Raw genomic sequence first — 14,621 nt, forward strand, 5'->3', positions numbered from 1 at the left:
GAAAAGAAGCAGCCGAAACATAACAGGGCTCCGTGCGTCGTATATGACGCCGAAGCCCTGAAGTCGTTAAGCGAGTGTAATGTTCATTTTCGTGATATCGCCGTTGCGCAAAGCTTTTGCTTCTTGAGCAGGCAGAAAGTCTTGCTCGCAGACAGCTGTTTCGCCGTTTTTATACGTCAGTTCGTAACTTGCCGGCGCTGCGCCGTTTGCGCCGAATGTTGATTTACGCGCAGGATTGAGATACGTCACTTCGCAGGAACCGAGAAGCTTAAATTGAAGCTTACCGCCGTCGGTGAACATCCAGTCGATCAGCTTCGGCTCGAGGCGAAAGGTCAGCTCACCGTTTTCAATGCTGAACAGTTTTTCGCCCGTGAGCATGACTTGACGCATTTGCAAAAATTCAACCGTCGATCCGCTTAAGCGGGCGACAAAACCGCGGCCGTGCGAATCAGGATCCGGATTGGCGGAACTCGCAATGAAAGACGAGTTCTCCAGCGTGCTTCGGCCGTAAACCGCCGGGTCGAGAAACGGAATCAACGCCGTTTCGATATCGCGATAAAACGCCTCGGTAAGGCCTGATTTCAAAATCTCAAGCAAATACTTATACTCCATGTGGAGAAAGATCGATTCATTTTCCAGCCAGCCCGGCGTGAACGATCGCACTCGTCCGAGTTCGGCAGGTTCATTGGCCAGCGATTCGGATGTACGGTACATGCCGAGTTTTTCATCGTAGATCGCTGATTCTCTTACGGCGTTGTAGATCGTTTCCGCTTCCTGCTCATTCGACGTTATTTTCAGCTGTTTGACCGCACCTTCCAAGAAATTCGGGACGGCTTTAGGCTGAAGCGCACTTCCCGAGATAATCTCGTCGATCGTTGCGTTCTCGGCTGCTTCAAAATAGAAGTAGGTCGGAATCGGTGTCTTATACGCTTCGGCTTGTTCAATCCCTCTTTCTACCCGTACTTTCATCACGTGAATGAGCTCTGTAAGCGATTCGGTGGAGAAGGCAATTTCCTCACCGGAGATACCGCCGATAATCGTTTCGCGATAGTTTTCTTTTGCGGTTGTTATCTTGTCCCAACGCTCTGTTTCCGACAGCGCCGGGTCGTTAACCGCGGAAAGAAGCGCGTTTGACAGCACGGCAGCTTCTTTCGGCAAAACGGCCTCGCCGCTGTGCGCGACCGGCTCAAGAATGCCGATCAACCGCCGCAGTTCCAACAGCTCAGATGTTCCTGCGCCAAGCATCCCCGGCAAACCGTTTAAGGAATCATTCCAGCCCGGTTTTCCGGCCTCCATTTCGATGCCGAGTCCGTATGGAGCCATCGTCGCTGTTTTTAACAGCGCGAGATGAAGCAGCTTCGAAAAGAGATTTGTACGGTACGGTTTCCCGCTGCCGAATTGATCATGGATCCAATCTTGTTCCATCGGCTCTTCCGATTCGACAACCGCTTTGTATTGCCGGACGTGACCGTTTTCAAGCGAAAGCCTTTCACTGCGGGGCAAAACACGCGCCGGACTGTTGTAATACATATATTTTCGCTCGAAAAAGAAGGTTTCTTCATGATCCGGATAAATATTGAGAAAGCTTTCAATCAGATCGAGATTGTACGTCCAATGATCGGTCCAAAATCCTTCTTTATGCGCCGCTTGATGTTCTTCTTCAGCGTCAGCCATGACCGCAGATATAAACGCATGAAATGGTTGAAGCAGTTCGATATTCTCGTCGGTCACATAACGGTACAGTTCTCCCGGGGTAAACGTGCCGGTGAAATACTGCTGAAGTTTTTGCTGACTTTTGCCGTCCGTCGTTGCTTTTTCCGCATGTAAACGGGCGTTGTCATCTGAGAGCCGGAAGCGGACGCCGCGGATTTCCAGCGGATTGTACCCGTCCAGTTGAATCAGATTCATAAACTGCACGACATTGGCATCGTAGACAGCCGGCTCGAAAAAGATATCACAGCGCCGGTTTTGATTAATGTCGCGGTAATTGCCGTTACCTTGCGAATAAAATTCCGGGCTGATTGAGAAGAAATTATAATCGCGCTCTAAGTCTCCGTGTTTGCGTGAGTAGAGATAGTAAACGGACTGGTTGTCACCATCGGTAAACCGATGGGGAAATCCGCCGCGCAAGCCGTTATCGAGATAACTCTGTCTTGCGTAGGCATCAAAGTACGGCTGACCTGACTTCGTCTCAACCGGTTCCGTCAACGGATCGGTAATCGTTTCCGCTTCAGCTTCTTTATCTGTAAAAAAGGAGCGGGTCACCCTCGTATTAGCAAATGTCTCGAAAACTTCTTTTCTTGCGGCATAGCCCGCGACAGACCATAGTTCCAACGGTTGATCGGCGGTGAGTTCAGCTTCAACAGCTGAAAACGCAGCCGATGTGCGATTGACGGTTTGCTCAGATTTTTGCTGTATGGCTTGCAGTGATTCCGCTCGAAATACAGTCGGCTGTGATAACGACGTATCTGCACCGAAAATCAGTTCGCGATCGACAATCGGCTGAAGCGGTTTTTCACCGGTGTCTTTTTGCCAAGCGAGGGAGGCATAAAAATGCCCGTCAAGCACGTCGTGCACTTCGGCAGAGTCGCCCATGCTTCCTCGCAGCGTGTAAAACGGGAAACCCTCGCTCGTGTATTGAACGTCAAACCAGCTTTTCAATGTATTGCCAAGCTCCTTATAGGCGCTGTTTGGCACGCCTGCAGGCAGGATGGACGGAATACCGTCCAGCACTTCAAGCGATTTGCTTTTGCTTCCGGTGTGCTCAAGCGTCACTTTGCGTACGAGCGCGCCGACCGGCGAAGACGGCAGGACAAAATATTTGACCGTCATCGCCAGTTCCTTGGTGCGATGATGGTAGTCAAGCTGCAACAGATTTTCCGATACCCGCATGTTCTCCGTTACATCTGGATCGGCAGCTGAAGCGGGGGAGAACGGTTCGATCACAGCCGTTTCCCCGTTTTCGCTGTATTTAACAAAGGTGCGAAATCCTTGCGTATACACGTTTTGGTACGACTTATCGGCCGGGAAAAATTCCATTAACGCATGGTCTTTATCCTGAACGCCGAAACTGGCAATACCTTGGCCGCGGTTGACATAAAACGCCCAAATGGGAATGCCGGTCGGGCCGGCAATCCCAGGGAGAAAGCTTGCAAAGGGCGGTTGGTACGGGAATTGATGAAATTCAAAGGAACGGTCGTCATGCAATTGATACGGTTTTTGTGAATGCGTCGTTTTCATCAGCTTTTCACCGCGCCTTCTGTAATACTGCGGATAAACAAGCGGTTAAACAGCAAGAAGATAATGATTAACGGAACAGTTGCCCAGAATGTACCTGCCAATACCATCCCGTAGTCCAAGACACGGCCGTCCATTAATGATGCGAGTGCGACTTGAATCGTGTGTGTCGATTGATCCTGCAACACAACAAGCGGCCAGAGGTAATCGCCCCAGATCGCCATGAAAACGATGATGCCGAGCGTTGCAAACGCAGGCAGGACGATCGGAACAATGATGTTCCAGTAAATCCGGAAGTTGCTGCACCCGTCGATGCGGGCGGACTCGATAATATCGTCGGGAACGGCGCTTGCGATGTATTGTCTCATCCAGAAGATGCCGAACGCGTTCATTAATCCTGGTACGATAACAGCGCGAAGATCACTCAACCAGCCGAGTTCTGTAATGATGAAATATTGCGGAATCAGACTGAGCTGCGGCGGAATCATCATCGTTGCAAGGATGAAGATAAACAGTATTGTCCGTCCCGGAAAAATAAATTTAGCAAATGCAAAGCCGGCGAGAGAACATAAGAACAAAACGCCGATTGTAATGCTTGATGAAACGATTAAAGAGTTGAGCATCGCTTGGAAAAACGGAATGCTGTTGAGTACATTTTGGAAGTTTTCGCCCATGTTCCCGCCTGGAACAACGACCGGCGGTGTCTGGTTGATCGCCTGGTTCGTATTTGTGCCCATCACAAACATCCAATAAAACGGGAAGAGGGACGCTAAGGAAACAAGCGTAAGAGCTGTATAGATCAATGCTTTCGCTGTATTGATTTTCTTTTTTTCCGACTTCATTTCTTAACACCCACTTTCGACGAACGGCCGATTTTATTCGTGAAGTACATATTCATCGATGAGAATATGATCACGATGAAAAATAATACAAGGGCTGCTGCAGAAGCTGTTCCGAATGCATTACTTCCGAAGGCATCGCGGTAAAGGTAAAGTACAACCGTCATCCCTTCAGGACGAGCTCCGCCTTGGAAAATCTGCGGTTCAGCGAATAATTGCAGCGCTCCGATAGTTGCAGTAAAAACTGTGAAAAGAATAAAAGGTTTGAGCATCGGGATCGTAATGTATTGAATTTGCTGTCTTAAGCTGGCGCCGTCAATTCGGGCCGCTTCGTATAAATCATTGGGAATACTTTGCATCCCGGCCAAATAAATCAGCGTGTTATAACCGACCCAACGCCAGAAAACCATCACCGAAATTGCAATCTTTGTGCCCCATTCTGAACGCGTCCACGTCACCGGGTCGCCGCCGAAAAACGTAATCGCCTGGTTGACAAGCCCGGATTCTTGGTTGCTGAAAATAACCGAGAAGACAATGGCTACGGCAACGATCGATGTAACGTAAGGAAGAAAAATCGCCAGCCGGAAGACGGTTTTCATTCGAATTAACAAGGAATTCAGTGCAAATGCAATCAGGATGGCAGCGATCAGCTGCGGGGCCGTCCCCATAAGCCCGATCATAATCGTGTTATAAATCGACTTCCAAAAGAGCGGGTCATTAAAAATGATATTAAAGTTATTTAATCCGACAAATTCCATTGGGCCCAGTCCATCCCAGCTGAAAAATCCGAGATAGAAGCTGAAAAGGATCGGGAAAATTCCGAAGACTGCAAAAAGCAGGTAAAAAGGCGAAATGAAGAGATATCCGGACATCATATTTCGCTGTCTTTGCGAATATATCCGCTTTTTCGGCTTTTTATTTGGGTCCTTCGAAGGTTTCTTATCATTTTCATCCGGGCTTCCGATCGCTGTGAGTTCTTCTTGTTCCTTAGCAGCCATAATGATCCTCCTCGACTATTTATAAAATGCGGGTATGGTGAGTACACCATACCCACAAAGCTTAGCTTTTAATTATCTTGAAATACGCTGTTCAACACGCTGTTTAATATCTTCCCACTCGTCTTCAGGATCTACTCCGTCGTAAACGTTGAAGAGACCTTCAATAATTTCTTCGTTCACATCTCCGTAGTCAGGGCCTTTGTAGACGTAGTCGACATTCTGGGCAGCTTCAGCAAAGATTTCTGCTGTATTTTGTCCGCCGAAGTAGTCGTCAGAGGAATCCGTGAATTCGTCCATTTCGTACGTATCTACTGTCGACGGGAAGAGACCCATCATTTCGTACGATTTCAGCTGCTGTTCCGGAGCAAGAAGCCATGAAGCAAAGTCGTACGCTTCTTCGGCATGTTCCGTTTGGTCAGGGATCGTCAAGTAAGATCCGCCCCAGTTTCCGGCCCCTTCAGGCATAGCGGCAATTCTCCAGTTTTCCTCGTCCGGTGCATTATCTTTCAAGTTTCCTTGCATCCAAGCAGGTCCGAGCAGTGTCGCGTAGGCGCCTGTGTTCATGCCGTCGCTCCACTCAGGCGTCCAGTGTCCGAGGCCGCCGATAATGTCTTCTTCCGTCATTTCAGCTGTGTCAAAGAATGCAGCTCGTACTGGAGACTCATCAATGATCAGCTCGTCATCTTCGTTAAAGTAACTTTCATCAGCTTGGTCACGTTTTGCGTTGAAAACGGACTCAGGGTTGTCGGCCATCGGCGTGCCTGTTTCTTCAACAACTTGTGCCCCGACTTCGCGGTAATCCTCCCAAGTTTCGATTTCAGCTTCGACTTCATCTGGGTCTGTCGGGAGACCGGCATCTTCAAAGACATCTTGGCGGTAATACATCACCGTCGGTCCGATGTCTGTCGGAATACCGAATTGGAAATCACCGTCGACGTTTTGCGCGTTTTCCCATGACCAGTCGAGGTAATCATCTGCAATTTCCTCAGCGCCAAGTTCGTTAAGGTCGACGAAACGGTCTTCAGCTTCTTTGTAATTGTCAATGTCACTCTCTTCGATTAAAGCAAGGTCAGGTGCGCCGCTTCCCGCTGAAAGGGCCGTGAACAAGTTGTTGTGATGGTCTTCCATCTCGATTTCCTGGAATGTAATATTGACATCCGGGTTTTCTTCTACGTATTCCTCGGCAAGTTCATCGTAGCCGGTAGCGCCGAACAGCCAGAAAGTAAGTTCAACCTCAGCATCTGCGTCACCGATTTCTTCTACTTCTGCGTCTTCAGCACCGTCAAGATCTTCATCTACTTCGTTGGCGGCATTGTTGTCATTATTGCCATTGCCTTCATTTGCGTCCGCGCCGTTATTGTCGGCCGCTTCATTATTAGCACCGCAGGCAGTTAAAGCCGCTGCCGCTAATGTGAAGGCTGAAATCTTCAAATACTTCTTCATCTTTCATTCCCCCCGATATAATTTTAAAATTTGAATTACTAAACCGGTTTCGTGATTGGTAAAAATAAAAGGTTAAATCAGGATTAAAAAATGTTGTATCTTTTTATAATACTGACAAACCCGTCACTAAACCGTTTTCGTAACTTAAGCTAAGTGTAGTACCATTTCGCGAAAATGTCAACGCTTTCTTAAAAGATTTTTAACCTTATTTATCCAGAGACTGTTATTTTCTTGTTATTTTTCGTAATGATCGCCATTATCACGTAGGTCAGAATGCTGGCAGTAAAGAAAAGATGGATAACCGGTGTTAATCCCGCGAGCCAAAAAAGGATGAATCCGCTTAAAAAGAGTGAAATCGTATCGAACGGAAAACTGATGCCGTAAATCAAAGCCAGCTTCATCGACCGGAAGATACCGATGTTGCTGTGAACAATGAGCGGAAGACTGTAAACGACGATCGTTGCATACAGGACAGTCAGAAATATTGCGATTCCGATTGAGATGAAAGCCGCCGGATGATCAATCCGAAACGCGAGATATAAATTGCTGTAAAGAAAGGCGCCGCCGGCAAGAATAAGCAAAAATAAGATGTTCGCAGAAACAAACCGCTGTTTAAACGTATTGAGAAATAGCCGGAACATCGAGACATCGATCTGCTCTTCATGTTGCCAGCTGTAGACGACGCGAAAGGCTGCCGCTGTTGCCGGAGCCGCCCCGAAAATACCGAGTCCGGCAACGGTAAACAGGATCCATAGCAGGTTCAAAGCTGTTAAACGGTAAATCCATTCGGAAAAAAGATGAACTTGTTTCATTTTGCATTCTCCTTATATCTGGAGGACTCGCGCTTTGAACCGCACGATTTTCTCACAATTAAATCGGGATCAATTTTCACGGCGGTTCCTTTTATTCGGTCGTGCATTAAATCTTGCAGAATAAAGGCAGCCATCTTGCCGATTTTTTCTTTATCCTGCCGCACGGTCGTCAGCGGCGGGTCGACATATTTGGCGGCGGTGATGTCATCACAGCCGATAATCCCGAATTCACCGATATCGGCGCCGTGATCTTTGATCGCTTTCATTGCCCCGAGCGCCATCAAGTCGGAGGCGGCAAAGATCGCATGCGGCCTTTCTTCTAATAAGAGCAGCTGTTTCATCCCGTCGTAGCCGCTTTGTTCGAAGAAGTCGCCGTAGATCAGCCACTCTGTTTTCGTTTTCATGCCGTAAGTAGCGATATGGTCTTTAAAGCCCTCTTCCCGCTGCGAGGAAACGAGCGATTCTTGCTGCCCGCCGATAAAAGCGACATCATGCCAGCCGAGCAGATAAAAGTGCTCGACAGCCAGACCGGAAACTTGGTGATTATCGGTCATAATATAGGCAGAGCGGGGACCTTGCAGTTCAATATCAATTCCGACACACGGGATTTCGCTTTGATCCAACGCATAAACGGACGGCTCGACTTTTTCCCCGCCGATAATAATGCACCCGTCGACGTGGTAGTGCTGGCAGCGCGCAAGGTAATCCTCGTCAGCTTTATGAAATTTTTCGTTTGAGAAAAACAGCAGATCATAGCCTTGAGCGCCAATCGTCTTTTTAAACGAGCTGACGACTTCGGAGAAAAACGGGTGATCAAAGTTTGCATTGATATCCCCGGCATAAATGACGCCGATCATTTTCGTTGATTTTCGGGCAAGCGTCTGCGCCGAATAGGTCGGGCGATAGCCGTGTTCTTCCATGACAGCGTTTACTTTTGCTTTCGTTTTTTCGCCGACATCGTCGTAGTTATTGATAATTTTAGAAACAGTGGACTGGGAAACACCAGACAGTTTCGCAATTTCTTTGATCGTCAGTTTCATAGTACTGAGCTCCTCTTTAGTCGAATGTTAATCTTGAAAACGTTATGCTAATGATACCAATTTCGCCTTGTTGAAACAACGGACGAGCGAGTTGCGCGGTGAAAAATTTTAAAAAGAACTTTGACAAAACGGAGATTTTGGAATACACTTTTCACGAAACCGTTTTCGTTATCTTTATATTAAACCGATAAGGATGTTTTGTAAATCAATTTTCCGCAATTCATCCGAATACTATTCGTACAGGAGTGATAACAATGATTCATTCACAATTACAGCCTTTTCCCGACGGATTTCTCTGGGGATCCGCATCCGCCGCTTATCAGATCGAGGGAGCGTGGGACCAAGACGGCAAAGGACCGTCCGTCTGGGACATTTACACGAAACAGGAAGGAACAACGTACAAAAATACGAACGGAGACATCGCGGTCGATCATTACAACCGTGTGGAAGAAGATGTCCAGCTTATGAAAGAAATGGGTTTAAAAGCTTACCGTTTTTCGATTTCTTGGCCGCGGATTTTTCCTGAAGGCAATAAAGAAGTCAATGAAGAAGGTCTTGCTTTTTATGACCGGTTGATTGATATGCTGATTGACGCCGGTATTGAGCCGGTTGTTACCGTTTATCACTGGGATTTGCCGCAAGCGCTGATGGACGAATACGGCGGCTGGGAATCGCGTAAAATTATTGACGATTTCGACCGCTACAGCCGCACGCTCTTCAGCCGTTTCGGCGATCGGGTGAAATATTGGGTGACATTAAATGAACAAAATATTTTTATCGGCCTGGGTTATGAGAAGGGTATCCATCCGCCCGGCGTCAAAGATGCGAAGCGGAAGAATGAGGCAAACCACAACGCCTTTTTAGCAAACGCCAAAGCGATCGCCTCATTTCGTGAGCTCGTTCCGGACGGTAAAGTCGGGCCGAGTTTCGCCTACGGGCCGGTCTATCCGGTTGATTGCAAACCGGAAAATATATTGGCAGCGGAAAATGCTGAAGAACTAAATAACCATTGGTATATGGATGTTTATGCAAAAGGCGTTTATCCGCAAACGATGATGAATTACTTGAAGGAACAAGGGACGGCTCCGACTGTTCTTGAAGGCGATACAGAACTGCTGAAAAAAGGCGCCCCCGATTTTATGGGTGTGAATTACTATCAAACGACGACGGTTGCCGCGAATCCGCTCGACGGGGTCGGCGAAGGAAAAATGAATACAACCGGTAAAAAGGGCACAACGCAGGAATCAGGTATTCCGGGATTGTTCAAAGAAGTCCGCAACCCATCGCTTGAGGCAACAAACTGGGATTGGGAAATCGATCCGCAAGGCCTCCGCATCGGCCTGCGGCGAATTAAAAACCGCTATGAGCTGCCGGTCCTTATTTCAGAAAACGGTCTCGGTGAATTCGATAAACTCGAAAACGGCGATACGGTCAATGACCCGTACCGGATTGATTACCTTTCTGCACACTTAAAAGCGATTCAAGAAGCGTTGACGGACGGAGTCGATGTGATCGGTTACTGCACTTGGTCGTTTACCGACCTGTTAAGCTGGCTGAACGGCTATCAAAAACGATACGGATTTGTCTATATTGACCGGGACGAAGAAGAGGTCAGAGAACTTCGCCGTATTAAAAAACAAAGCTTTTTCTGGTATCAGGAAGTGATCCGTACACACGGGGCATCTCTTTATTCGAAAGCAGGTGAATGATGTGACAGAAAACCAGTACTTATCATTTGATATTGGCGGCACGGCGATAAAATGGGGCCTGCTCAAAGAAGACGGCACGATCGTGAAAAAAGACTCCTTTCCGACCGGCGGCTGGGGAAGAGAAACACTCGTTCGGCAGCTGGAAGAGACGATCGAACAATTTAAAAGCGAGATTAACGGAATTTCTGTTTGCTTGCCGGGGTTCATTAATCCTGACGGGTTTATCGAGTACGGCGGGGCGATTAAAGGGTTTAATCAATTTCATTTTCGCAAGCATTTTGAGGAGAAATTCGGCCTGCCGGTATCTGTGGAAAACGACGTCAATTGCGTCGCGATGGCGGAAAAATGGCAAGGGAATGCGTCAGATTTAAGCGACTTTTTCTGTATGACCGTCGGCACCGGGATCGGCGGAGCGCTTGTGATTAATGATCAGCTTTACCGCGGTCATTCTTTTCAAGCCGGGGAGTGCGGATTTATGATTACCGCCGGTCTGCACGCCGATCTTCCTGAGCATGACAGTCTCAGCAAGATTGCCTCGACGTACGGGTTGCGTGAAAAATACGCAGCCAATAAAAAACTCAAGCTTGAAGATGTAAGCGGAGAAGATGTTTTTGCCGCTTATGAACAAAACGATCCAATCGCGATCAAAGCAGTGCAGCGTTTTTATGAGTCGATTGCGATCGGGATTTTCAACATCACGTCAGTGATCAACCCGCAAAAAGTTCTCATTGGCGGCGGGATCACAGGGCGGCCGTCGTTCATTGACGAATTGCGTACGCATTTAGACTACGTTGATATGGTCTTTAATGTTGAAGTGGACATCTGCCATTTTAAAAACGATGCCGGTTTGATCGGAGCTCTGGCGCACTATTTTACAATCCATCCGCTGGAGTCAGAAAAACGAACCGTATAAACGCAATGAAGCGCCATGACAAACATTGTCATGGCGCTTTCAAATTATGGTCAAAGTCATGGTATCGAAAGGTGTCAATTTGTGTTTAAAGGAGGGATGACGTTGGGGCATCCTCTTTTTTGAAGCAAGTGTTGATCATAAAGGAAGCCATGCATCCACTCCCCCGACGCCTCCGGGAAAGCAAGAGACGAAGATCCGGATTCGGCGGTCAGAGTCCGCCGAATACTAGCTGAGTCCTTGCCCGGGGCAAGCGGAGGGTAGTGGATTCAGGGCTTACGTCCAAATAATTGTATGTCGACAGTCTAAAAGCGCCATGACAAAAGTTGTCATGGCGCTTTGTTTATTTATTTTAGTTTTTCACATCGAAACGGTCTGCATCCATTACTTTTACCCATGTGTTGACGAAGTCGTGCACGAATTTCTCGTGGTTGTCTTCTTGGGCGTAAACTTCAACAATTGCGCGAAGCATTGAGTTGGAGCCGAATGCAAGATCGGCGCGCGATGCATGGTGATAAAATTCACCCGTGTTGCGGTCGTGGCCGACATATTCACTGAAGTCTTTTTCTGTCCAGACAATCCCCATATCAAGAAGCGTCTTAAAGAAGTCTCTGGAAAGAACGCCGACATTTTCAGTGAAGACGCCGTGCGGCTTTCCTTGGTAGTTCGTTCCAAGAACACGCATGCCGCCGACAAGCGCGGTCATTTCTGTTGCGGTAAGGCCGAGAAGCTGAGCTTTATCGAGCATTAATTCTTCCGGGCTTACGCTGTAGCGTTTTTTCTCATAGTTGCGGAAACCGTCCGCGATCGGTTCAAGCACTTCAAAGTTTTCTTCGTCCGTCTGTTCCTGCGTTGCGTCGCCGCGTCCAGGCGTGAACGGAACTTTTACATCGACGCCGGCATCTTTCGCTGCTTGTTCAACAGCTGCTGTACCGCCGAGAACGATGAGATCCGCGAGGCTGATGCCTTTTGGATGGTCGCGTTGAATACGCTTCAACTCTTCAAGCACTTTGTTCAGTTCTTGCGGTTCATTGACTTCCCAATCTTTTTGCGGTGACAGGCGGATGCGTCCGCCGTTAGCGCCGCCGCGCTTATCGGAATCGCGGTACGTGCTCGCAGCGCCCCAGGCAACTTTGATCAGTTCGCTGCGGCTGAGATCTGTATCGAGACTTTGTTTTTTCAGATCGTCGACTTCTTGCTCGGTCAGGTCGTAATCGACTTTTGGCACGGGATCTTGCCAGATGAAGTCTTCTTCCGGCACTTCCGGGCCGAGATATCGGTCTTTCGGTCCCATATCACGGTGAAGCAGTTTAAACCACGCTTTTGCAAACGTATCTTCAAACTCCTGCGGATTTTCGTGGAAGCGGCGCATAATTTTTTCGTACGCCGGATCCATCTTCATCGCCATGTCCGCTGTCGTCATCATCGTTTCGACTTTTTGCGTCGAATCTTCCGCATCCGGTGCGAGGTGATCTTCGCGCGGATTGATCGGCCGCCATTGATACGCGCCGGCCGGACTAGTGATGAGTTCCCATTCATAGCCGAGAAGCAGATCAAAGTACGTCATATCCCATGTTGTCGGCGTCGGTGTCCAAGCACCTTCAATCCCGCTGGAAATCGTGTCGCGGCCTTTGCCGGAACCGAAGTCATTTTTCCAGCCAAGCCCCATTTCTTCCATCGGCGCTGCTTCCGGTTCAGGTCCGACGTTTGCCGCATCACCTGCGCCGTGGGATTTACCAAACGTGTGGCCGCCGGCTGTGAGCGCGACGGTTTCTTCGTCGTTCATGCCCATCTTCTTAAACGTTTCCCGGATATCTTTTCCGCTTTGCACAGGATCGGGATTGCCGTTTGGACCTTCCGGGTTCACGTAAATAAGCCCCATCTGTACAGCTGCGAGCGGATCCTCAAATTTGCGGTCTTCAGTGGAACGTTCATCGCCGAGCCATTCCGTTTCCGGACCCCAGTAAATATCTTCTTCCGGGTGCCAGACGTCTTCTCGGCCGCCGCCGAAACCGATTGTTTTGCCGCCCATCGATTCAATCGCGACGTTTCCGGCGAGGACGATCAGGTCAGCCCAGGAAATTTTATTGCCGTATTTTTCTTTAATCGGCCATAAGAGCCGGCGGGCTTTATCAAGGTTCGCATTGTCCGGCCAGCTGTTCAGCGGGGCAAAGCGCTGCGTGCCGGTACCGCCGCCGCCGCGGCCGTCGCCAGTCCGGTATGTACCGGCTGCATGCCAGGACATCCGGATAAAGAGCGGTCCGTAATGACCGTAATCGGCAGGCCACCAATCTTGACTAGTTGTCATCAATTCTTCAAGATCTTTTTTCAATGCTTTAAAATCGAGCTTTTGGAATTCTTTTTGATAGTCAAAGTCTTCCCCGAGAGGGTTCGTCTTTTTGTCGTGCTGATGGAGAATGCCCAAATTGAGCTGATTCGGCCACCACTGACTGTTCGATTGACCGCTTGTCTCCGGGCTTGTTGCTCCTCCGTGTGTTACCGGGCACTTACCTTGTCCGCTGTCTTTCTGATCCATATAATACCCCTTTCTTTCTAAAAAAAGTGACGTGCATTGTTGATAAACGCTATCGTTTTTTGATAATCATTATCATTTAATAATTATATTAAATTGTTCGGTCGAATGAAAGTGAAACGCTCTTGCTGAGAAAAATTCGCAGAATGATGTGTTTGCGCTTTCAATCAAGATGCTTCATGCATCGTCATACACCTATGCCATCCGCAGAGCATCACCTCCGAAACGTCAAAATCATCACGCTGACATTTCCATGATATAAGAATTTGCCAGATTTTAAAAGGGTGACGACCTGAAGATTGCGAAAATTATGAAAGGGACGCCGCGATAAAAGTCAATCACGGCGCCAGCGATACGGCAGCTGAACAATCCGTTCGCCGTCTTCTGTGAATTCCGGGAGCTTTTCCAGCATGTCTGTGACAATCTTACGCTGCAGATCGTTTCGCCCGGCCGGACCAAAGCTTCTCCCGAGCGGAAATTTCAACCAAAGCGCCCGGGGAGGATTCACTTTTTCCGTCAAGTCTTTCAGGTGAGTGATCGATATTGTAGCGATTCCGGCACTTTCGACAGCGCGCTGAACCAATCCCACGGATTGGTGGCAAATGTATCAGCCGGGAGAAAGGAGGAGCACATCAGTTTTATTTCGTTTTAGACGTTCGATAATTTTTGGAATGGTTTCATTTTCAAGCTTTTCTGTCTCGGGAATATAGCCCATCATGCCAAAGTGATCAGCGGCCACGCGGCCGATCTCCCCGCCGGCTTCAAACTCGCGCAAGACCGACAACGGAAATACAGTGTTAATATCTTCATCGGCATCGGTTGTGTCGTAATGCGTGTGTGTGACCATCAAATCAGCATCTTCGGTATCGCCCGGAATGAACCGGACTGTCGGATCGCCGGCATCAACGTCAAACGGCTCTTGTGAACGCAAATGAACGCCGGCAGTCGTTAAGATCGCGACATTCCAGTCTTGCTGCGGTTTTTTCAGCACTGTAAACCCGGAAGAAGACGTCGTTTTCTTCACGGTAAACCGGGCCATCGTCCGGTACAAGCGGTGTTTCAGGTTAGCTAGCATCCTCTCACATCCTTTTTTTATCATG

The 14,621-nt window shown here is 48.4% G+C and carries 10 protein-coding genes; 2 read left to right on the forward strand and 8 right to left on the reverse strand.

Going from position 1 to position 14,621, the window contains the following annotated elements; genetic code table 11:
• Window positions 1-66 precede the first annotated feature (66 nt).
• The 6 genes from EDD67_RS03420 to EDD67_RS03445 all read right to left on the reverse strand — a co-directional run bounded on the left by EDD67_RS03420 (window position 67) and on the right by EDD67_RS03445 (window position 8,369).
• Window positions 67-3,240 carry a hypothetical protein gene (locus EDD67_RS03420; protein WP_121439085.1) on the reverse strand — a complete coding sequence of 1,058 codons (3,174 nt, stop codon included), beginning with the start codon at window positions 3,238-3,240 and terminating at the stop codon, window positions 67-69.
• Window positions 3,240-4,079 (reverse strand): carbohydrate ABC transporter permease, encoded by an 840-nt coding sequence (locus EDD67_RS03425; RefSeq protein ID WP_093072113.1) that lies wholly within the window; start codon window positions 4,077-4,079, stop codon window positions 3,240-3,242. The genes EDD67_RS03420 and EDD67_RS03425 overlap by 1 nt, the downstream gene beginning before the upstream one ends.
• Window positions 4,076-4,951, reverse strand: a complete 876-nt coding sequence (locus EDD67_RS03430) for a carbohydrate ABC transporter permease (RefSeq protein WP_242005944.1) — start codon at window positions 4,949-4,951, stop codon at window positions 4,076-4,078. Before EDD67_RS03430 ends, EDD67_RS03425 begins: the two co-directional genes overlap by 4 nt.
• 195 nt (window positions 4,952-5,146) lie before the next feature.
• A complete protein-coding gene (locus tag EDD67_RS03435) occupies window positions 5,147-6,517 on the reverse strand; it encodes an ABC transporter substrate-binding protein (RefSeq protein WP_121439083.1) in 1,371 nt (456 codons plus the stop codon).
• 209 nt (window positions 6,518-6,726) lie between these two features.
• Complete coding sequence (locus EDD67_RS03440; protein WP_121439082.1) at window positions 6,727-7,329, reverse strand: YesL family protein; 603 nt, start codon at window positions 7,327-7,329, stop codon at window positions 6,727-6,729.
• The gene (locus EDD67_RS03445) at window positions 7,326-8,369 is read right to left on the reverse strand and encodes a LacI family DNA-binding transcriptional regulator (protein WP_121439081.1); all 1,044 of its coding nucleotides are present in this window, start codon (window positions 8,367-8,369) and stop codon (window positions 7,326-7,328) included. The genes EDD67_RS03440 and EDD67_RS03445 overlap by 4 nt, the downstream gene beginning before the upstream one ends.
• Window positions 8,370-8,623: 254 nt before the next feature.
• Between EDD67_RS03445 and EDD67_RS03450 the strand changes: the two genes are divergently transcribed.
• Complete coding sequence (locus EDD67_RS03450; RefSeq protein ID WP_121439080.1) at window positions 8,624-10,078, forward strand: glycoside hydrolase family 1 protein; 1,455 nt, start codon at window positions 8,624-8,626, stop codon at window positions 10,076-10,078.
• A gap of 1 nt (window position 10,079) precedes the next feature.
• Window positions 10,080-10,991: an ROK family protein gene (locus EDD67_RS03455; RefSeq protein WP_158638150.1), complete on the forward strand. Its 912-nt coding sequence runs from the start codon at window positions 10,080-10,082 to the stop codon at window positions 10,989-10,991.
• A gap of 349 nt (window positions 10,992-11,340) precedes the next feature.
• On the opposite strand, the gene katG is transcribed toward EDD67_RS03455, so the two are convergent.
• Both katG and EDD67_RS14095 read right to left on the reverse strand, forming a co-directional pair.
• The gene (gene katG, locus EDD67_RS03460; protein WP_121439079.1) at window positions 11,341-13,524 is read right to left on the reverse strand and encodes a catalase/peroxidase HPI; all 2,184 of its coding nucleotides are present in this window, start codon (window positions 13,522-13,524) and stop codon (window positions 11,341-11,343) included.
• Between the two features lie 331 nt (window positions 13,525-13,855).
• Window positions 13,856-14,596: a glycine/sarcosine/betaine reductase selenoprotein B family protein gene (locus EDD67_RS14095; protein WP_244922834.1), complete on the reverse strand. Its 741-nt coding sequence runs from the start codon at window positions 14,594-14,596 to the stop codon at window positions 13,856-13,858.
• Window positions 14,597-14,621 lie beyond the last annotated feature (25 nt).

It is taken from the genome of Salisediminibacterium halotolerans (assembly GCF_003814815.1).
GTDB lineage: Bacteria > Bacillota > Bacilli > Bacillales > Salisediminibacteriaceae > Salisediminibacterium > Salisediminibacterium halotolerans.